The organism is Providencia sp. PROV114, from assembly GCF_032704305.1.
GTDB classification, from domain to species: domain Bacteria; phylum Pseudomonadota; class Gammaproteobacteria; order Enterobacterales; family Enterobacteriaceae; genus Providencia; species Providencia rettgeri.
The window spans coordinates 3,130,128-3,150,302 of sequence record NZ_CP120528.1; the positions used below are offsets into that span (position 1 = coordinate 3,130,128).

16 protein-coding genes are annotated in these 20,175 nt (G+C 36.4%); 4 read left to right on the forward strand and 12 right to left on the reverse strand.

Translation table 11 applies throughout. The features are described 5' to 3' along the window. Window positions 1-182: 182 nt before the first annotated feature. Entirely contained in the window at window positions 183-1,010 is an 828-nt protein-coding gene (locus P3L37_RS13975) for a CPBP family intramembrane glutamic endopeptidase (protein WP_109910955.1), read from the forward strand. 120 nt (window positions 1,011-1,130) lie between these two features. On the opposite strand, the gene P3L37_RS13980 is transcribed toward P3L37_RS13975, so the two are convergent. The 7 genes from P3L37_RS13980 to P3L37_RS14010 all read right to left on the reverse strand — a co-directional run bounded on the left by P3L37_RS13980 (window position 1,131) and on the right by P3L37_RS14010 (window position 10,299). Further along, the gene (locus P3L37_RS13980) at window positions 1,131-3,248 is read right to left on the reverse strand and encodes a metallophosphoesterase family protein (protein ID WP_110731792.1); all 2,118 of its coding nucleotides are present in this window, start codon (window positions 3,246-3,248) and stop codon (window positions 1,131-1,133) included. Window positions 3,249-3,280: 32 nt separating this feature from the next. Beyond that, the gene (locus P3L37_RS13985; protein WP_109910953.1) at window positions 3,281-3,988 is read right to left on the reverse strand and encodes an oligogalacturonate-specific porin KdgM family protein; all 708 of its coding nucleotides are present in this window, start codon (window positions 3,986-3,988) and stop codon (window positions 3,281-3,283) included. Between the two features lie 176 nt (window positions 3,989-4,164). Further along, window positions 4,165-5,715 carry a fructose PTS transporter subunit IIA gene (locus P3L37_RS13990; protein ID WP_109910952.1) on the reverse strand — a complete coding sequence of 517 codons (1,551 nt, stop codon included), beginning with the start codon at window positions 5,713-5,715 and terminating at the stop codon, window positions 4,165-4,167. Between the two features lie 12 nt (window positions 5,716-5,727). Next, window positions 5,728-8,313 (reverse strand): glycoside hydrolase family 38 C-terminal domain-containing protein, encoded by a 2,586-nt coding sequence (locus P3L37_RS13995; RefSeq protein WP_109910951.1) that lies wholly within the window; start codon window positions 8,311-8,313, stop codon window positions 5,728-5,730. A 91-nt stretch (window positions 8,314-8,404) separates the two neighbouring features. Further along, complete coding sequence (locus tag P3L37_RS14000; protein ID WP_110731791.1) at window positions 8,405-9,523, reverse strand: PTS fructose transporter subunit IIC; 1,119 nt, start codon at window positions 9,521-9,523, stop codon at window positions 8,405-8,407. Continuing rightward, a complete protein-coding gene (locus P3L37_RS14005; protein ID WP_004909112.1) occupies window positions 9,510-9,830 on the reverse strand; it encodes a PTS fructose transporter subunit IIB in 321 nt (106 codons plus the stop codon). The genes P3L37_RS14000 and P3L37_RS14005 overlap by 14 nt, the downstream gene beginning before the upstream one ends. A 22-nt stretch (window positions 9,831-9,852) precedes the next feature. Beyond that, entirely contained in the window at window positions 9,853-10,299 is a 447-nt protein-coding gene (locus tag P3L37_RS14010) for a hypothetical protein (protein ID WP_109910949.1), read from the reverse strand. A gap of 928 nt (window positions 10,300-11,227) precedes the next feature. Here P3L37_RS14010 and gpmA point away from each other — a divergent pair. Further along, window positions 11,228-11,980 carry a 2,3-diphosphoglycerate-dependent phosphoglycerate mutase gene (gene gpmA, locus P3L37_RS14015; RefSeq protein WP_004909107.1) on the forward strand — a complete coding sequence of 251 codons (753 nt, stop codon included), beginning with the start codon at window positions 11,228-11,230 and terminating at the stop codon, window positions 11,978-11,980. A gap of 173 nt (window positions 11,981-12,153) precedes the next feature. Next, the gene (locus P3L37_RS14020; RefSeq protein WP_109910947.1) at window positions 12,154-12,894 is read left to right on the forward strand and encodes a hypothetical protein; all 741 of its coding nucleotides are present in this window, start codon (window positions 12,154-12,156) and stop codon (window positions 12,892-12,894) included. Between the two features lie 65 nt (window positions 12,895-12,959). On the opposite strand, the gene P3L37_RS14025 is transcribed toward P3L37_RS14020, so the two are convergent. The 5 genes from P3L37_RS14025 to P3L37_RS14045 all read right to left on the reverse strand — a co-directional run bounded on the left by P3L37_RS14025 (window position 12,960) and on the right by P3L37_RS14045 (window position 18,880). Further along, entirely contained in the window at window positions 12,960-13,880 is a 921-nt protein-coding gene (locus P3L37_RS14025; protein ID WP_110731789.1) for a hypothetical protein, read from the reverse strand. 416 nt (window positions 13,881-14,296) lie between these two features. After that, complete coding sequence (aroG, locus tag P3L37_RS14030) at window positions 14,297-15,352, reverse strand: 3-deoxy-7-phosphoheptulonate synthase AroG (RefSeq protein ID WP_109912822.1); 1,056 nt, start codon at window positions 15,350-15,352, stop codon at window positions 14,297-14,299. Between the two features lie 355 nt (window positions 15,353-15,707). Further along, window positions 15,708-16,430, reverse strand: coding sequence for a nicotinamide riboside transporter PnuC (gene pnuC / locus P3L37_RS14035; RefSeq protein ID WP_109912823.1), 723 nt, complete (start codon window positions 16,428-16,430; stop codon window positions 15,708-15,710). A gap of 65 nt (window positions 16,431-16,495) precedes the next feature. After that, window positions 16,496-17,536, reverse strand: a complete 1,041-nt coding sequence (nadA, locus tag P3L37_RS14040) for a quinolinate synthase NadA (RefSeq protein ID WP_004909097.1) — start codon at window positions 17,534-17,536, stop codon at window positions 16,496-16,498. 498 nt (window positions 17,537-18,034) lie between these two features. Further along, window positions 18,035-18,880 (reverse strand): hypothetical protein, encoded by an 846-nt coding sequence (locus P3L37_RS14045; protein ID WP_109912824.1) that lies wholly within the window; start codon window positions 18,878-18,880, stop codon window positions 18,035-18,037. A 410-nt stretch (window positions 18,881-19,290) separates the two neighbouring features. Between P3L37_RS14045 and P3L37_RS14050 the strand changes: the two genes are divergently transcribed. Next, complete coding sequence (locus P3L37_RS14050; RefSeq protein ID WP_110731787.1) at window positions 19,291-20,169, forward strand: aminoglycoside 6-adenylyltransferase; 879 nt, start codon at window positions 19,291-19,293, stop codon at window positions 20,167-20,169. The last annotated feature ends 6 nt before the right edge of the window (window positions 20,170-20,175 follow it).

Below are 20,175 nucleotides of genomic sequence, written 5' to 3' on the forward strand. Positions count from 1 at the left end.
ATACGATGAAACTATTGGCAAATTTAATCTAATGTTTAATAGATGATAACTAAATTATCTAATTACAACCATTTGATTTTGTTTAATTTATTATTATTCAGTTATTTTCAATTAGAAAAATCACACAAAATCATTACACTTCGCCTCTTCTAATAATTTAGACATTATAATGGATATTCTTTATGGCTTGGTTAATGTTAGCCTCTTCACTTGCTACACTTGCAACACATCGTTTAATTGCTCTTTTTTTACTCATCTGCACAATCATTACTGCTGCATACACACACATTATTGATTGGCAAGCGATTCTACTCTTAGCTTGTATTACGTTAATTGCCATTATTCGTTTGCGTTTCCAACACTACCTACCCATAAAAATTATCAGTGAAATCACCTTACTAATCTGTGCGATCGGGTTATTCATTCACTTATTTCCTGGTTTTAATAACCTGAAATATCTAGATAAAGTCACAGTAGGAACACATAGCGCTCCTTTCACAATGTATTTTAATTTTGATAAGGCACTCGTCCCTTTTATTTTACTTGCCTGCTTACCAACATTATTTATTTGCCGTCCAGCCAAACATGCAACTAAAGTTCAATGGGCACTATTAGTTAGTTTTGTTCCACTTTTATTGCTAATTGCGACTGCTGCTGGTGGGTTAGCCTTTGAATGGCATTTTCCTAGTTGGTTACCTGCTTTTATGCTCTGTAATCTATTTTTTGTTTCATTAGCAGAAGAAGCGCTATTTCGTGGCTATTTACAGCAACGCCTAACCCTTTGGTTAAAATCACCTTACCTCGCATTAGTTATTACTTCACTGTTATTTGGTGCAGTGCATTTTGCTGGTGGGCCGTTGTTAATTCTCTTTGCTACGTTAGCTGGTTTGATTTATGGCTTAGCTTGGATGTGGAGTGGTAAATTATGGCTGGCAGTATCAATTCATTTCGGGTTGAATTTAGGGCATCTATTATTTTTTACTTACCCATTTAAGTTGGTTACTAGTTAATATTAGCGAATTGAAAATTCATAATCCCCCATAAACTGGATGATTTTTATCATAAAAAATCACTAACACAAGTGATGTTAGTGATTTTTCATTATTATAGCCATGTTATCTATCGTTAATCTAATTACTAGCTTGATTAACATTCATTGGTTTAATTTCACCAGACTCAATATTAAGATAAAAATCTCGACTCGGATTTCCTTGTAGATATTTATCAATTACAGTGAAAATACTGCCAAAACGTAATTTAAAAATATTTTCAAATGAACTACCCGCATTAATTTTGTCAGTCTCAGTTGGTAATGACGATAACAAGGTTCCTGTGAGGAATCGATACTGATTTAATCTTTCTACAGGTATATCTTGTAACGCAAGCTCGTCTGCATTACGTAAACGATAAAAATCCACAGCAAGATCAAAACCATTCCATTTTGCAAAGTCCTTTAACTGATACCCTGTATTTTTAGCAAGAATAGCGGCTTTATCACTGGCTTTTTTCCATGCATCAGAGTCTTTCTTCAAATAGATTTCGGTGACATTAACAGTCCCAGGGTCGTTTGCACAGATTTCATGATTTTGGCTCAATGGTGCCGTTAATACTTCATTATAAGCTTTCTTTGTATCTAATTGGCTTAAAATAAGCATCTCTTCACCATTCAAACTAAATAACATTTGACGAATTTCACATGGCCATTCCTCTGGAATAAAACGTAAACGTGTCAGTTCAGTAATATGCCAATTAGTGAAGTCATAATAATTATTTGCGCTTAAGATATCTTTATTCCAAAGATGCGACGAGTTGGTATTTTTGAGGTGATCCCATTCTTGCTGATAGTGCTCAAATAACTCATCAAACCGAGGTACATCTTCTATTATAATAGTTTGCACATCAATTTCATTGGCATTTCTAAAATTCAATATTTTATAAGCAGGGACATATGCTGCCATTGAGGGAGCTTGAATATTAAAAAGTAAGCTGCCATCCGAATACTTACGTACACCTGTATCATTAAAATGCATATGACCGCCAACATGAACACCGATGCCTGTTTTTGCCATTGCATGGCTCGTGTCTTCTTTTGGAGCCCTTTCTAACTGAAATTTACCTTTACCAAAAATGGTTTCAAGGTCATCTGCTGCGCCATTATCAAATTCAACCATCGGAAAATGGCTAAACGTGATTAATGTTTTATTTTGTTCTTTCGCGCGCTTTGCAACATCCGCCATCCACTCAACAGTCTGTTGTTTGTGTGTCAACATTTTGTTGTAACCCGCATTCCCCGACCCCGCAAAGTTTTTAGCCGCCTTAGGGTGGTTAATATCTGCTTTTTCAGAAGGAACATAGACATTGGCATCAACGGCCATTAACCACAAACCAGGAGTAGGCTCAACAAGGTAACTACTGTCTGCAACATTAAAACAAGGCCCATATCCCTCCTGCTTATATTTACCGCCTGTTCCTTGAGTACAAATTTCATACTGTCTTTGGTTAAAATCACTGGATTTTAAAGCTGCTTCATAGCTGTAACCTTGAGAATCATAGTTTGAGTATGGCGTTTCCCAATAAATATCTTCTGGTAGTGGATTAATACCAAACGATTTCATTGCATCCATCACTCGACCATAACCACTATATACCATTTCTTCGGTACAAATTGTCGGTAACTCAGCGCCCGTTTCTATAACGGCCGTTTTTCCTTTATATCCCGTACACTCATTAGCCCCTAAACTAAAGATACGTTGAGTTTTACCATCAATTCCAAGAAAATCTTCCTTTCCTGCTGGCATATCAAATGGGCGGTTCGGATCATGATTTCCTGGCGTTGCAAAGAAACGCATACCATATTTTTGCTCGTACTCTTGCAAGACTTTCACTAGCCCACGTAAATGAATAGGTTGGCCGTCATCGGTAAAATCGCCAGGTAATGCAATGAGTTTAATACCTTTCTTACCTGCATCATCAAGTGCAGCACGTAGAGCAAAATAATTTTCATTAAATAAACGCGTAGAGGTTAATTGCGCATACATAGAACGAATAACGGCATTTTGACCACTTTTACTATTTTTTAATCCTTCAAATGCATTATCAGCAAACTGCCCATAAACATCATGAAAATGGATGTCGGGCATAAACGCGACGCGATAATTATAAGATTGAGCCGTAGGGTCATTTGCCATTGCGACAGTTCCAACGGACATTAATGCAAGGGCAAAACCATATTTTAATTTATTGTTCATATTTGTTCCCTTTAGATAATTAACTATTTCTATCAGAAGTTATATGCAATGCCAACACGATAACGCCACTGCCATGCATCACGGTAAGTTTGTCCATTTTTGACGTATGAACCGTCATCATAGGAAACATAGCCTAATTCAATATAAGGAACCCATGTCTTATTACCAATCCAAGACACATTCAGATTATGTGCATAATCCTTTTCTTTACCTTTATATGCGGGATAATCAGTATCAAATTTATATTCAAAGTCATAACTTAATGAGAAATCTTGCAACTTATAACCTAAATAAAAATTACTCTGCCAATAATGTTGATTATCTTTTTTAGGCTTATTAGAGTTATCATAATGCCTTACGCCATAACGTAAACGAGTTCCAATATTAAAATCATCCGTTAAATTATAAGCAGCTTTGACACTGAATTTATAAGCTGTATCTTTATCTCCTGAATCTAGCGCAAAAGAAGGAGTTAAAACAAAATCTTTTGTGGCTTTATATTTATAACCGACTTCAACCTCATTTCCTTTTGATGATAGGTTTTCACCGAAACCGCCATCTCGGCTTCTCCATTTTCCTTCAAGGCTAAAATAAGTTCCATTTTGCATGCTATGGCCAATTTTGACACGATCTTCATGACGATGCTCATCCCCTAACCATTCATGACGATAGTCAATATATGTCGCATTCGCTGCTGTGCAAAATAATAACGTAGAGATACCTAGAGTTAAGTTTTTCATAAACTGATTCCTATAATTAATATTTATTTTTTATTTAACGATTAAAACAATGAGTTATTAGTTATCTTTTATGTATATACACTCCTTATTTTTTTGAAAAAACCATCCCATCCCTTTAAGTAACTTAAAAGAAAATTAACCTTATTAAAATTTTAAAATTATTTTATATTCTTATCTCACATCCCTAATTCCAACTTTAATAAATCAACAATATATTTTGATTTTTTCGCATTTAATATTTCATTTCTAAAAGACTCATGCATTAATTTACGTGCGAGAACAGAAAAGATTCGCATATGCTGATTTTCATCTGAATCATTAATTGTTAGCATAATTACCAATTTAACATCAACATTGTCTCCCCACGCTAGCTCATTCGGTAAACGCAATACTGAAATACTACTATGTTTAACAAAAGGTGATTTACAGTGCGGTATTGCAATTGAGAAACCTAATGCCGTACTAAAAATTTCTTCCCTCTGCCATATTGCTTGTTCAACTTGTGCTCCTGAGTCAGCTCGGTGATTAATCTCTAAATTATCAGTTAATCGTTTAATGACTTCCTCTTTACTTTCCATTTTTTCATCAAGAAAAATTAAAGACGGGTCCAATACTGAATAATTAATTTTTGGTTTATTCGTAGAACTAGCCAAATGAGATAATTTATATTTTTCAAGCTTGAACCAATTATCTGCATATACATCAGGTTCAATAATTAATAAATCGTATTGCGTGTCTACCAATAAAACATGAGCAGATTGGATTGATTCAATCATAGAGGATGAAAGGCATATTAAAGGAAGAGAGAAAGATTGCGCTAAAATAACGGTATGTGATATTTCTGCGCCTGTAGCCATCACAATACCTTGCAAATATTCACCTCTCAATGCCAATAATTCGCTTGGAGTTAGTAATCCTTGACAAATAATAATCGAATCTTCTGTTAATTTAGGAAGTTGTATTTTAGATTGAATACCAAGATGCCTCGCTATACGCAATCCCAAATCCTTAATATCTAACTCACGTTGGCGTAAATATTCATTACTACTGCTTCGAAATGGCAAGCTGAGTTCCTCAATTGCCATTGATAACGCCGCAATCGCATTACGTGCCTCTCTTGGTTCAAGCAAGCAGGCTTCAATATCCTCATCATCCAATAATTGGCTTTGTGCCTCTAGAATATCAACCGCTGCTTTATCAGCTTGCTGAATGTCTAGACTAAATTGCTGACGAGCTCTTTGTAACGCAAGTTTTAGTATTTCACATTGCTCTGATTGTGAACTCGATGGCTCTGATAATGAAATCTTTTGTAAATCAAAAGATTCCATATAAATAGACCTACCTTTTGCAATACCTTTGCTAACACCGTCACCCTGAATAATTTGGGATAGTGTCCGGCTCAGATATATCGGGATCATTCCTTGTTCTGGTTTATCTTTTTTCGGCATTAATCCATCACAATGAATAAACTCTTGCTCAATAAATATTTTTAGTTTTTCATAAGCTAGATTTTCATCATTTCCACTGATTGTAAAATAACATTCGTCACCAACAGTGACATCTGCACCAACAAGAGCCAGCACACTTTTCGCATTGGCTTGGCGTTGTTTACTTTTATTAAAAAGTAAAATATCTGATTGAAAACAAGCTGTTTTTTGCTCAATTGCACTCGCTGGTCTTGCATGAATACCATTTGGTAACTCACAACGAAATGTAAGTACTTTCATTACTTTTCCTTATTAATTAATCAACCAAGACACAGGCGTACAAGGGGCTGCTTTATCTGTATTTATGCATGGAGACTCCGATAAAGTAACTTGGTGTATCTGTGTATTCGACTTAGGCTCTGAATAAGTTTTGGTTTCACTACTTGGGTTCCACCCTCGCAAAATAAGTGATTCTTGGTTCTGTGCTTTTTTCAAAGTGCTGAAATGCAGCTCGCTATCCCACGTCAGTAAACTATAAATATCAGGAAAAACAATATAATGAGGGTTAGTTTTAAATTGAGACCAACCAGAGTCTAGGTAACCAAACGCAGGTAAACGCCAATGCTCAATATCACGCCAAAGTTGGGAACTTTGACTATTGTCTATCGGCAGTATGGCAAAATGGAAATGATGGAGCCCCTGAATTTGTGACTCTGGTGATGGAAGAACCATACCCGATGCACGTCCCGGCCGCCAAGTGAGATTGGCTTGGCCTAACCAACCCACACTGCGCAGCAGGGTTACGCGAATAATATCGGTTTGGTTTGCTGGTATCTCATACTCTCTGAGCCCTTTCGTAACAACACACATACCTTTTTTATCATCATATTGCATTACCAAACTTTGCATTGGATAGAGTGCCGTTGGTGCTTCCGTCCAGTTTTCTTCTCGCCATATTTTCATGGCAGCTGGCTGATTTTCTCGCTGGATCAAACCAAAAGGTTGGTCTGCGAAATGAAATACCTGTTGAACTACCGTAGGGATCTCTACCTGGATTCGATGGTCTTCGACTGTATTATTGATCGTGATTTCAACATCTAACCATGCCTTATCATGAGGCAAAGAAAGTTTCATGGTGGCAGTTAAATGCGCATTAGCTTGCTTTTCTTGGCGGGCCATCGCATTTTGAGGAACGGGTATCAGCCAATTAAGCATAAGCGAATCCATTAAAGGCGCCCTGATACAATCAAATTGCTCTAAATGGCCATCACTACTGATTAACCAATCATTTTCAGGTGGCGAATAGTTATAATTATCCCCTGCGTCCCCACCATCAATTAACCGAAGAATGTTCGGATAATGCTGCTGACTGCGTTTATCGGTTAGCATCAACTGCCCTTGATGTATTTCGAGCTTCAACCATTCATTTTCTAATATATTCTCAGCCTGAATATGGGTAGGAGTGTCAAAGCCCGCATTTTCACCTTCAAGTAAATAAAAAGTCCGATAACCACAGGAAGGCAAGTCTTTCGCTTCAAGTAATATTTCACACTTCCGATACCATGTCGTTGTTGTACTATTTGCTAGTTCCTGTACGATCAATGACATATCCTGTTTTTCTTCGTGAATAAGTTGCCAGCGGCAAGGTCTTCCTGCATCGTCCTTAATACAAAATTGTTTTTCCGGTGTATAAAGTGTAATGCGAACCTGCGCATCTCTTTTATGTGGCAATGAATTGAAGATAATCACTTTTTTACCTTCTTGGGTCGCCTCTATCCCACAAGCAAGCATTTTCATATTCAGATCAAACAGTTGATTCGCACTTTCTAAGCCGTCTTTTAAGCGCGCTTTTACCATGCTATTAACACGATCAGAGTTACACCCACCAATACTGTCGTGGGCATGCGACTGCATCGCTTTGCGCCAAATATTATCAATCGCGGTTTGTGGGTAAGGCAAACCAAGCCGCCAATTAATCGCTAAAAGTGGCTCGAGTTGTTGGCTAACAAATTGCTCTAACTGTGCATTTAATAATTTGATATCCACCCGTGTGGAAAAAATACCGCGGTGGACACGCATATATTTCGAGCTCAGTAATTCACCTTCGAATTCAGGTAATCCCGAACTATTAGCTTGAAGCGCATCAAAAAATGCACTAAAGCTACTTTTGACAAAATAATAGTCATTTTGTACTTTATTTAGCTGCTCAAGCATTCTAGGAACGGCATACTCAAATGGCGACTGGTCATTACCATTAGGTAACAATATCTGGTCCGAATGAGCAAACCGAGCCTGTTTTTCTAGGATTGCAGGCAAAACAGCTGACGCTTTTTCTGGGTTATCAGGCAGCCATTTCGCACAACCATACCCCCAAGGTAATACCGCCGTAGTGACTCGATGGCCTGACTGCGATTTCCAAATAAATTCACTACTGGCAACATCATGTTCACACCAGCCGCGCCATACCACCGCATGGTTAATGCCAAACTCTTGTAAAAACATTGGAAGTTGCGAACTTTGTCCAAATGAATCAGGCACATAACCTATTGGCATATAATTTTCCCATTGATCACAATCGGCTTTGCCCAATAATAAATTACGCGTAATGGATTCAGCTCCCACCACTAAAAAATCCGTTTGTGTATACCAAGGCCCAATAAGAATTCGACCTTGTTTAATTAATTTCTGTAAACAATCACGCCTTTCTGGTGCAACCTGTAAATAATCTTCCAACACTACAGTCTGTCCATCTAAGACAAATGGGCCAAGAGAAGGGTCTTCTTCTAAATGTTTTATTAAATCATTCATGAAATAATAAAGAACAATTTTTGAATCATTCTCAGTGAAATACCATTCACGATCCCAGTGCGTATGTTGAATTAAATGTACCGTTTTCATTTTATGACCTTAAAATATTTTTAGCAGAACAAACCCGTCACGTTATTCACGCTAATTAACACAGCATAAGATTATTAAGATAAAGTTCTAATTAACGTCCGACTTTAAATTTAGGAATCGCCGTTTCTATTTTTTTAGTTTCTATCGTTTTATTTCCACGAAATATTAATAAAGAACCAACAGTGATAATTCCAGATCCTACAGCAACCGATAATATATATATCGGCCATTTATCTACGGCCAACCAGCCATAAAACCCTGAAATAGGCGCATGGTTTATCGCACCTAAACCAACTGCCATCGCCGCACCTGTTGCTGCACCAACTATATTAATAATAATAATTTTTGGATTTGCCAGCGCAAATGGAATTGCACCCTCTGAAACACCAATTAACCCCATTAATGTCGACGCTTTGCCAGCCTCTCGTAATGACTCAGGAAAACGTTTTGCCCAAATTAACGTTGCTAAGCCAATGCCAATTGGGGGAATAATAATAGCCACTTGAGCCGCAGTATTTGGCTCATAAATTTCCGATGCTAATAATGCCATTGCAGTAGTTACAGCCGCTTTATTAACTGGCCCCCCAAGGTCAAATCCAACCATGGCACCAATAACGGCAGCAAGAATAATTTTGTTAGACCCCGACATTGATAAAAGCCATTGTTCCATACCATGATTAAGTGCCGCTAAAGGTGCACCAATCACAAATGCCATAATAATACAGGTGAGTAATGTACCCCCGACTGGTAAAATAAAAATAGGTCCTGCTGATGCAAGTGATTTGGGTAATTTCGTATATTTCGCTAATAAACGAACAATGTAACCCGCAATAAATCCTGCCGCTAATGCACCTAAAAACCCCGTCCCTAAATTGCTAGCCAATAGGCCGCCAACCATGCCTGGCGCTAGTCCGGGTTTATTCGCAATCGCAAAACTGATATAACCCGCAACAATGGGTAACATGAGTGATAACGCTAACCCACCAAAACCATCAAATTTATGAAGCATTTGCACCACAAAATTTGTCGCATCCTGATGGCTTGCATCCCAAATATTATCAATGCCATATAAAGATGCACCAATACGCGCTATCCCCATAATTACCGCACCAGCAATAACAAATGGCAGCATCCATGACACACCAGTCATAATGGCATTTTTAATTTCCGTACCAATACCTAATTTAGACGCACCATTAAACTGCCCCATTCTTCATTTCCTCCTCGATGGCATCAATAATTGCATCGCCATACTTAATTGGATCAGCAACGCTACATTCAAGCTTAATCATTCCATCAAATCGTTCCTTATTAATAACAGCGACATCAGCAGCCAAAATGACCGCATCTGCTCTTGCTAAGTCGTCACTGGTAATTTCATTTTCAATTCCCATACTCCCTTGGGTCTCAACTTTGATTTCGTGACCACGTTTTTTCCCTACGATATCCAATGCTTCCGCTGCCATATAAGTATGAGCAACACCAGTAGGACAAGCAGCGACACAGATAATAAACATAACAACTCCTTAAAAATTTAATTCAGGTAATAAAAAAAGCACAATGGCGAAAACGCGCATTGTGCTTTTGAAAGACAATTAAAGTTAAATTAGCCAAATTTCCAGGCGCACCACTAGAATGACGGCAAGTCATCATGTGACGTAAACTAGAAACAAGGAACAAAAATAGCAATTCGTAACGCTTACGAATATTCAGTGATATTAATGGCTTTACGTAATACTTTCTTTCTACTTTAACCACACCGCTAGCAAATAATTCGGTATAAAGCGTCTGTGCACTCAGCCATAATTGCGACCAATTAACTGAAAAATCATTTTCTAATTGGTTAGGGTATTCGGATTCGTCTTTTTCTAAAGAGGTAACGGGAACAAACCAGCAAATTTTGCTCAATAAAGCCTTCATTTTGCTATCAAGTGACAGCAAAAATAAAATGCAGGTCTTAAAAAATGAAGCAAAATGTAAAGACATCGTGTTTCCCCTTTAGAAATTGGCATCATTCTAAACGTATAAAATAGAAAATTACTGTGATTCCACACTCATTTATTAAAATAGATATAAATTAAAACCGTCAAAACCTTATTAACGACCTTCGTTAATTAATAATAAATTGATTATTAATGACTTAGATTAAATTATAAAAATATTTTTTATTTTAAAAATATATTTTAGTAAAAAAAGCAAAAGAATAAAAAACTGGAAATTCCACAATAATATAAATTATTAATCTGGCTTCTTTATATTAATTCAAAAAAAGTATTTTTATGCATTTTTATATAGAATGCGATTCAACCCACAAGCTTAATTAAAAGGAATTTAATGAAATAAAAAATTTGAAAAATAACAAATTTAAGATAGGTCAGAATAATGAAGTATTGATTAATGCTTAACTCATTAAATTTATATTGCTCAATAAGTGAGACAATGTAATTCATCAAAAGCTGATAACATTTTCAATGTTATCAGTTCATTGGACCATTACAAACTCACGACTTCAAGCACAATGTTCAAACGAGTCAGTGTACCTCAATCACCGAACAAAAAACTTATGGTGAAAAAACAAACTTGGTTTAAACAGCAATCATCAGTAATTTGTAAAAAAACAACCAACTGCCTGTTCTTTGCCTTAAAGTTATTAGGCACTTTGCTTGATATCCATCATAAGAATGTACAAACCGTCATTTTATCGCTTGCTGTATCGATTCAATTCGAGTTAAATTTAGAGTATCCACAGGATCTACAAACTTAGAAAACAAGTCATTACCCTCATGTAAAATTTGTTTTTCACATAGATAGGGAGAAAACGCAAGTTGCTACTGGCGTTCGAGTTGACTATCCCTATAATGTAGGTCAGCAACAATTCATTTCTAATTAGAATGTACTGATAGGAGTTTTAGCTATGGCTGTAACTAAACTGGTTTTAGTAAGACACGGTGAAAGTGAGTGGAACAAAGAGAACCGCTTCACAGGTTGGACTGACGTAGAACTGTCTGATAAAGGCCGCGAAGAAGCAAAAATTGCAGGCCAACTGCTAAAAGACGAAGGTTTTGTTTTTGATTTTGCTTACACTTCCGTTCTGAAACGCGCTATCCATACTTTATGGAACATCCTTGATCAAGTTGAACAATCATGGTTACCAGTCGAAAAAAGCTGGAAATTAAATGAACGTCATTACGGTGCTCTGCAAGGTTTAGACAAATCAGAAACCGCAGCAAAATACGGTGACGAACAAGTTAAATTATGGCGTCGTGGCTTTGCCATCACACCACCTGACCTGACTAAAGATGATGAACGCTTCCCTGGCCACGACCCTCGCTATGCGAAACTGTCAGAAAACGAATTACCAGTCACTGAAAGCTTAGCAACAACAATTGAACGTGTTGTCCCTTATTGGGAAGAAGTGATCAAACCACGTGTCACCAGTGGTGAGAAAGTGATCATTGCCGCTCACGGTAACTCACTGCGTGCTTTAGTTAAACACTTAGACAACTTAAGTGAAGATGAAATTCTTGAATTAAATATTCCAACTGCGGTACCAATGGTTTATGAATTCGATGAAAACATGAAACCAATCAAACGTTACTACCTAGGTAACCAAGATGAAATCGCTGCTAAACAAGCTGCAGTTGCAAACCAAGGTAAAGCGAAGTAATTACTTACTTTATCTTTAATACAGAAGGGTTAAGCCATTTGCTTAGCCCTTTTTTATTATCTGAAATATGACCTTATTCCCTCTATAACAAAAAACACTAACTGTTAGTTTTAGAAAGAGGAATAAGCGGCTATCATAGGGAAAACACATTGAAAGGTTGATAAAACAACAAAATGAACAAATTTAATATGTATGTTTGGGTTGGTCTTGTATTGAGCGCCAGTATCTTAGGCTCTCTGCTGTATATGATCCAAGGTGGCGAATTAGTCGTTGATGGTTCAAATGGTGCAGCTAATGCTGAGCTGATGAAAACCTTAATGATCATTGCCTGTGTCAGCTTTCCAGTACAAATTATTAGTATGATGGTAATGGCTTATAAACCTCGGTTATCCATTGTTCTTACGATATTAAGTAGCCTAGCATTGATGCCAATCACCATTGTATTTACTATGGGAATGATTTTCTCTGCGATCCGCTGGCGCTATCATCAACTAAACCAATTTGATACATCTTTAAATGTTCAATTTGACCAACGTGTTGAGTTCAACAAACGTAATAACCGTATTTTAGTCGGCGCACTTGGTTTAATCAGTATCACTTTCATTATATTAAGCCAAAGTTTAGGGATGTTCCTGTTTGTTTTTACCATTTTTCTTGGTTACTTCGGCAAAAAAGCGGGAGATGGCGTTTATTTAGCCGTCAAAGATGCTCATTTATATATTCGCCCCAATATTTTTGCTCATTGTTACCGTATTCCCTTAAAAGATGTCACTTACGTGAAAGGTGAAAAAGGAAAAGTGCATTTCGATGTTCAGACCGACAATGAAGTATTGCAATTAACGGCAACGCCAGCTAATGCAACATCTGAAGAGAAAGCTAAGCTAATGGAGTTATTGAGTAAAATACAAAAATAGCTAGAGGATAATATTCTCTGCCAATAAATATATTGACAGAGAATTTTATTAATTAAATTTTACTATTAGTTGTATATAGCTGGGTGAATAATCTGTGTATGGCTGAGTGAATTAATTTGATGATCATTCCTCACCCCAAAACTCATATCTGCTGGAGCAAAACCTGCCATAACAGAAACAAAGTTTTGAGTTCCAGCTTCTTGTTTTCTAATCGCCTCTTTGTACGCTTTCATCGTTGATTTAGTATGAGTTATATGAGACTCGAAAATATCTCGGTTACTTATAGTATCGTTATATTTGGTTTCTATTTCTCTTGCTTCCGTTAGAGATCCCTGAAGACACTTATCAAATATTTGTTTCTGATAATTTTTTGCCATTGAATCATACAAATCAACCATTTTCTGATTACTGTTTAGTTCGCCAATATAATCCGAATAAAAAGCTTCTTTATCCGCAAGAAATTCCTTAACATTATTAACTAAAGAATGTACACTATTACTTCCATACCTAGAGTTTTTAGCTAGTTCTGAAAATTCATTGTCAATTGACTTCAATTCATGAAATAGTTTATCATTCATTCCATCAGTATCAATAACATCGAATACATACTTTAAATAAGGCTCTTCTTTAACTAATTTACTTCCATATTCACTTAATTCTTTAAGTAATGACTCTCTTTCATCAAGGCTTTCAGAATTAAAATATTTGATAATCATTTCCTTGAAATCAATTATACTACTTATCTGCTTTAGTGTCCCAATAGCATAATTATTAACTTCTAGAATATAATCTTTAATCTGCTGTAATTTTTTTTCACTAATCTCCCCCATATCTTTCTTATCAGAAAAAATTTTAATGTATTTTTCTGTACTGTTACTCATTATATGATAAATTTTCTCTCCAGAATCAATATACACACCTAAATCATGTGAATTTATTCTCATATATATATTACGATTCAATTCAATTTTGATATTTTTTTCCATTTTATTTCCTTTACTTTCCATATTTATTTAATCATAACTAAATTTAACAAAATAACTTTCACTAAATTACACTTAATAAATTGATAAAATTAACCATAGATTCTAGAAAAGCATATTTGCTAGTAAAATTAAAAAATCATTCCATTAAATAAGCCTCTAAGAGCCAAATAAAATCTAACAACTAAGATAGTGAATAAAAAATATCACACTTCAATAATTAGGTTTAAAATCAATTTAACCCAACCTAATAAAATAAACAAATTTTTATTTAATATTTAATAACACACAAACATTAAAAATGAAAATAATATATTTCATATGGATTGAAACTAGAGAGCTTAATATTTATAATTATATAAATATTAAAAAAGCCAATTCAATTATAGAATTAGCTTTTTATTTTAAAAAGAAGATATTTATTTCGTACGACGTGTAATCACTGCATCAGATAATTGACGTAAAACTTTTTCAGTATCATCCCAACCAATACATGCATCAGTGACACTTTTACCATAAACTAATGGCTCGCCCGATTCTAAGTTTTGGTTACCTTCAACAAGATTACTTTCAATCATAATCCCTGTAATAGAACGGTCACCATTACGGATTTGCTCGCTCACATCGGTCGCCACTTCCATTTGTTTCTCGAATTTTTTACAGCTATTCGCATGGCTAAAGTCAATCATAATACTCGGTACAAGCCCTGCTTTTTCTAGCCCTTCACGTACTTCTTGTACATGTTTAGCACTGTAATTTGGTTCTTTACCGCCGCGTAAAATAATATGACAATCAGGGTTTCCGCTAGTGTTCACAATGGCAGAATGCCCCCATTTAGTGACCGATAAGAAACAATGAGCTGAGCGCGCTGAATTAATTGCATCAATGGCAATTTTAATCGTGCCATCGGTACCATTTTTAAAACCGACAGGACAAGATAAACCTGACGCTAATTCACGGTGAATTTGTGATTCCGTCGTACGAGCACCGATTGCTCCCCAACTCATCAAATCTGCAACATATTGCGGGCTAATAACATCTAAGAATTCACCTGCAGTCGGTAAACCTTGGTTATTGATTGTTAACAGCAATTCACGTGCAATACGCAAACCTTCGTTAATATCAAAGCTACAATCCATTTTAGGGTCGTTGATCAACCCTTTCCAACCCACTGTGGTGCGCGGCTTTTCAAAATATACACGCATGACAATTTCTAAAGAACCTTTAAGTTCTTCACGCAATTTACCTAAACGCTCTGCGTACTCTAAAGCCGCTTTAGTATCATGGATTGAGCAAGGCCCGATGACGACAACCAAACGGTCGTCCTTGCCTGCTAAAATATTGTGGATAGCGAGGCGTGCTTCATGAACGGTAAACGCAGCTTTATCGGTTGCTGGAAATTTTTCAAGCAGAGCAATTGGTGGTAATAATTCTTTTATTTGTTTTATTCTGACGTCATCGTTCTGATAATTCATACCCGTATATCCAATGTTTATTATTTTTTACTGTAGTTGATTTGCATGCTAGGTTTCTCCCAAGTTACTGCGCTTGAGTAAAGCGTTGAGCGGAACGGTGAATGACTTCACTGGACTTAAAAAACTTACAAGATAATTAGCATCGAATTTTTAATCTAACCGTTCAACCGAAGTCTGTAAACAGGCAAACGCACGATAAAACCATGGTTTTATTAATCGCTAATTATAAAATGAGGTGAAAGGCTGATATTTAGCACAATAAACAAGCTAAAAACCCATTTAGCAGAGCAAAGAATAACTAAAACAGCTAAACAACGATGATGTCACTTTAGCCGTTTTATCGGATTTTTTCTGGCTAAATACGCGAAATTGGTGAGGAGCCATTCTCTTTAGCTGATTTTATCCAAAGTCTGGAGCCATTGACCGCGATACCTAACAAAATTAAGTATTCTAAAGACATCGCATAAACACCTTGAATAAAGAAAATAACAATACTAATCACATTAATAATGACCCACAGTAGCCAGTTTTCTACATACTTACGCGTCATCAAGATCATTGCGACGACAGAAAGTATGGTCATTGCAGAATCCCAGAATGGGAATGCATCCGGTTCTATCGTAGGCATCGCAAGGTTGGCACCAAACAGATTTAACAACTCGACTGCCCATCTTGCTAGTACGCCAAATACTGCATCAATATTAAATGTGAGATAAATAATAGCAACGACTGAAATAACCAGTGTTATAGCCGCTTTTGGTAAGCTCAACCAACGAATTTTTAACTCTGCTTGCTGCGAACTGGTGACCCTACTCCATGCATACCAGCCATAAATATTGGCGACAAAGAAAAATATCTGTAGCAATAAATTTGCATATAGCTGAATTTGAAAGAAAATAACTGCAAACAGAGAAACGTTAATTAGCCCAAACAGATAATTAATCGTTTTTTCTAAGCTGGCAAGCAAGATACAAAGTAAGCCGGCAATGGTCCCCACGGCTTCAATGTAAGATAAATCATAAACTGAACCCCATAGCGGGATCTGCACTAACGTATTGGCTGTACTAAAGAAATCCATCCCAAAATCCTTTATAAGTGATCGTTAATGTTGTATTGCTCAGTACTTCATTAAAATTGTATTTATTATTTTAGACTCTCTGCAAAATCTAGCATCTTATTTAATGGTCGTAATGCTTTTTCTCGTAATATCTCACTGACATGAATTTGATGATCTTGCGTATTCCCTTCTAAGGCGTCAGCAATCGCTTTTAAGCCATTCATTGCCATCCAAGGGCAATGTGCACAAGTACGGCATGTAGCGCCCTCACCCGCTGTTGGAGCGATGTAAAGCGTCTTCTCGGGGCAAGCTTGCTGCATTTTGTAAAAAATACCTTTATCCGTCGCCACTATCATCGATGGGTTAGGTAAATTTTGTGCTGCTTTAATTAATTGACTTGTAGAACCAACCGCATCCGCTAGGTCGACAATCGCTTGGGGTGATTCAGGGTGCACCAATACCGCTGCTTCAGGGTATAGTGCTTTCATTTTTTCTAATGATTGCGTTTTAAATTCATCATGAACAATACAAGCCCCCTGCCAACACAGAATATCTGCCCCAGTTTGCTGTTGAACATAACGTCCGAGATGGCGGTCAGGAGCCCAAATAATTTTTTCACCTAAGCTGTCTAAGTGTTCAATCAATTCCACTGCGATACTTGAGGTCACAACCCAATCAGCCCGAGCTTTAACTGCTGCAGAGGTATTGGCATACACCACTACGGTTCTATCTGGGTGCTCATCACAAAAACGGATAAACTCCGCTTCAGGACAACCAATATCAAGGGAACATTGGGCTTCTAATGTCGGCATTAAGACTTGCTTTTCTGGGCTGAGAATTTTTGCAGTTTCGCCCATAAATTTCACCCCAGCAACAACCAAAGTTGATGCCGAATGCTTTGCACCAAAACGCGCCATTTCAAGAGAGTCTGCGACACAACCCCCCGTTTCTTCAGCCAATGCTTGAATTTCAGGGTCAGTATAGTAATGTGCAACGATCACCGCATTTTTTTCGAACAAAAGCGATTTGATCCGCTGCCGATAAAATGATTTTTCATCCGAGCTTAATCGTGCGGGTTTTGCTGGGAATGGATAAACTGACTGGTCAAAATCGATAAACACGCTCATTGGTTGCCTCTGTTTAGCAAAAAGCGATTTTAATAGTTAAACCAAGCTAAAAACCGCCTAAATTCACAATTTTTGTTTTATATACTAAACACGATACGCTAATTTGCTCAATAAGTCTTCACTATTTTTACTTATCTAGCATCATTTCCTCCCCATTAGCGATTCTCCTCAAAGGATATACCCTGCATGAAAGCAAAAGTTGATTGCTCTTTGATTTATCAATAGATGGTGTTTAATTAAGAGGCTAACTTGTATATGTAATAGGGATCGTACACGTTAATTTTATATCCCCCAATAATTCGGGTTGCGGGCAGGCGACAAGGAAAATAGACGGAGTGCATAGATAAACTCTGTGGCTCGACGAGCGTAGTCACTTATACCTCAACGAAATGCCCTGCAACTTGAAGAGTCACGGGTATAAATGTCATGAAATAAAAAAGTTACAACCTGCCGACTTGTACTGTAGACAGGTATGATAAATCAAAGGAAGATATGCAACTAATATATTGGTATAGGTAGAAAAATGGATTCTATAATATTATTATGACTTACTATATTAGATAGAATTTTCTCTCTACTGTAAAACCCTGCAATATTCTCGGTCAAATTTCCACTCTCAATATGTAATTCAGATTTTATTTTGTTTTCGTAACTAATAGCATCACCCTCTTTAGTACTATCTTGTATTAATTTATCACTCGACATATCCATTTTTTGCCTATACTCAGTAATAATTTCAAGTTCATCATTCTCAGCATTATTAATCTCTAATTCCTCATCCGATTGTTTATATTGCTGTAAACTTCCTATCGAATAAGATATATCACTTGCAGTGTATCTTAAATTAGCCAAGGAAGAGTGAAAAGTTAAAGTATATTCTTTAGTATCAGTGATCAACTGGCTAACCTTCGAGTCAAACGTGGATAACAATCTGTGTAATCTAGAACTAATGTATGGATAATTACGAATGCTTTCTGTCACATTGTCATAACACTCAGCGATATTTGGTGTAATGTTTTTTATCTCTTTTGGGCTTTTAATATAAAAGCGCAATTCATCTTGCAGTTGCTGATATTTATCTAGAGCATTCTTAACGGTATGAATATAAACTTTAACTCTATCAATATATATTTTAGATTGAATATATTCAACATATGTTAGTTTACTTTCCAACTTATAACTTTCGGCAAGGAATATACTCTCGTGTTCAGCTTCTATTTTTAATATTTTTTCAGTTAATGTATCTATTTCTACATGAAGTTCTTTTAGATTTCCACTTATGGATTCATAATAATCCTTTAATTCTAAAAAATATTTATCTAGTTTTGATATACTTGTCTTCATTTTAATTTCCTTTAAAAAACAAATAATAATTTGATAAGAAATAAAATACAAATTTTATTTTAATATATAACAAAGGAAATAATTGTTTATAAATATAGCTACAGATAATAAAAAAGCAACGTAATTTCAGGGTACTTTCACAAAAAGTAAAGTTTAAATTAAGTTTACATTAGCGATATCACCACGGTACTTTTTTCCGTCCCCATGTTTAACACAATGTGCTTTTCGCAATTAAGGCAATTTTGGTACTAACACAGCTTAAATTCTGTCACATCACCTATAAACGCTAACAATTTTCCCTCACTTCGAAAAAAACTTGGGCATTTAAGTAGTTTTTTGCGTCTGAAGCTTCGCTTTTCTGCCTCTTTATCGGTATCTTAGCCATCCTTACTTAATTCATTAGGTCAGTTATGGAATCACCTGCATTATTAATAAATAAAATTATTTCAGTTTCATTGCTCGATCCAAGAATTGAAGCCGTGGTATTAACTGGCTCTCGAGGGCGAGATCAACATGTTGATAGTTATTCCGATATTGATATCGAGCTGATCGGCCACGGTACATCTGAAATATTCAATCAGAAGTCTTGGATAAATCAGTTTGGTGGACCTTTGGTTGCCCTTCATTTGCTAAATCTTGAAGAGGATTCCCCTGATTGGCCAACTCGCTTGGTGATCTTTGAAGAAGGCCGCAAAGTGGATTTCACTTTTGCTGAGCCTGAGCGATTATCTAAGATGAAGCTGCAAGGTTTAGATGCGACATTTTCCCGTGGTTTTACTGTATTACTCGATAAAACAGGGATCACCGAAGGCTTACCTGAAAGTGCTAACCAACAAGTATTTGCTCCTCCTCAATTAACAATATCGCAATTCGCTGACGTTGTATCTGATTTTTGGCATGAAGCACATCAAGTTACCATTGCTTTAACACGAGATGAGTTGTGGGTCGCATGGTCAAGAAGTGCGGATATGAAACAGTATTTTTTAACGCTGCTAGAACGCCTTGTTTCTTTACAAGGTGGACATGTTTGGCATAAAGGACGCAACTACCATGAGTGGATGCCTAAACCTTATATCGAGGCATTGGAGGTTATTTTTAATTGTGGAACGGCTCAAAGCGCCGCATTGTCTCTTCAGTGTTTAATGCGCTGCTTTAAAGATGTAACTATTGAGCTCGCTAGCCTTCAAGGATTTGATAATATGCAGATTATGGCTGAGAAAATGCAAGAACTACTTATTGGTATTTTACAGGATAACGCCTTACTTCCAGAAACTGGTGAAATAAGATAAATAAAG

Excerpts from the sequence above, each read along its gene's own strand:
- P3L37_RS14025 (WP_110731789.1), bottom strand. The coding sequence starts at position 13,880 with ATGGAAAAAAATATCAAAATTGAATTGAATCGTAATATATATATGAGA.
- nadA (WP_004909097.1), bottom strand. The coding sequence starts at position 17,536 with ATGAGCGTGTTTATCGATTTTGACCAGTCAGTTTATCCATTCCCAGCA.
- P3L37_RS14010 (WP_109910949.1), bottom strand. The coding sequence starts at position 10,299 with ATGTCTTTACATTTTGCTTCATTTTTTAAGACCTGCATTTTATTTTTG.
- P3L37_RS13980 (WP_110731792.1), bottom strand. The coding sequence starts at position 3,248 with ATGAACAATAAATTAAAATATGGTTTTGCCCTTGCATTAATGTCCGTT.
- P3L37_RS14000 (WP_110731791.1), bottom strand. The coding sequence starts at position 9,523 with ATGGGGCAGTTTAATGGTGCGTCTAAATTAGGTATTGGTACGGAAATT.
- P3L37_RS14045 (WP_109912824.1), bottom strand. The coding sequence starts at position 18,880 with ATGAAGACAAGTATATCAAAACTAGATAAATATTTTTTAGAATTAAAG.
- P3L37_RS13990 (WP_109910952.1), bottom strand. The coding sequence starts at position 5,715 with ATGAAAGTACTTACATTTCGTTGTGAGTTACCAAATGGTATTCATGCA.
- P3L37_RS13985 (WP_109910953.1), bottom strand. The coding sequence starts at position 3,988 with ATGAAAAACTTAACTCTAGGTATCTCTACGTTATTATTTTGCACAGCA.
- pnuC (WP_109912823.1), bottom strand. The coding sequence starts at position 16,430 with ATGGATTTCTTTAGTACAGCCAATACGTTAGTGCAGATCCCGCTATGG.
- P3L37_RS13995 (WP_109910951.1), bottom strand. The coding sequence starts at position 8,313 with ATGAAAACGGTACATTTAATTCAACATACGCACTGGGATCGTGAATGG.
- gpmA (WP_004909107.1), top strand. The coding sequence starts at position 11,228 with ATGGCTGTAACTAAACTGGTTTTAGTAAGACACGGTGAAAGTGAGTGG.
- aroG (WP_109912822.1), bottom strand. The coding sequence starts at position 15,352 with ATGAATTATCAGAACGATGACGTCAGAATAAAACAAATAAAAGAATTA.
- P3L37_RS13975 (WP_109910955.1), top strand. The coding sequence starts at position 183 with ATGGCTTGGTTAATGTTAGCCTCTTCACTTGCTACACTTGCAACACAT.
- P3L37_RS14020 (WP_109910947.1), top strand. The coding sequence starts at position 12,154 with ATGAACAAATTTAATATGTATGTTTGGGTTGGTCTTGTATTGAGCGCC.
- P3L37_RS14050 (WP_110731787.1), top strand. The coding sequence starts at position 19,291 with ATGGAATCACCTGCATTATTAATAAATAAAATTATTTCAGTTTCATTG.
- P3L37_RS14005 (WP_004909112.1), bottom strand. The coding sequence starts at position 9,830 with ATGTTTATTATCTGTGTCGCTGCTTGTCCTACTGGTGTTGCTCATACT.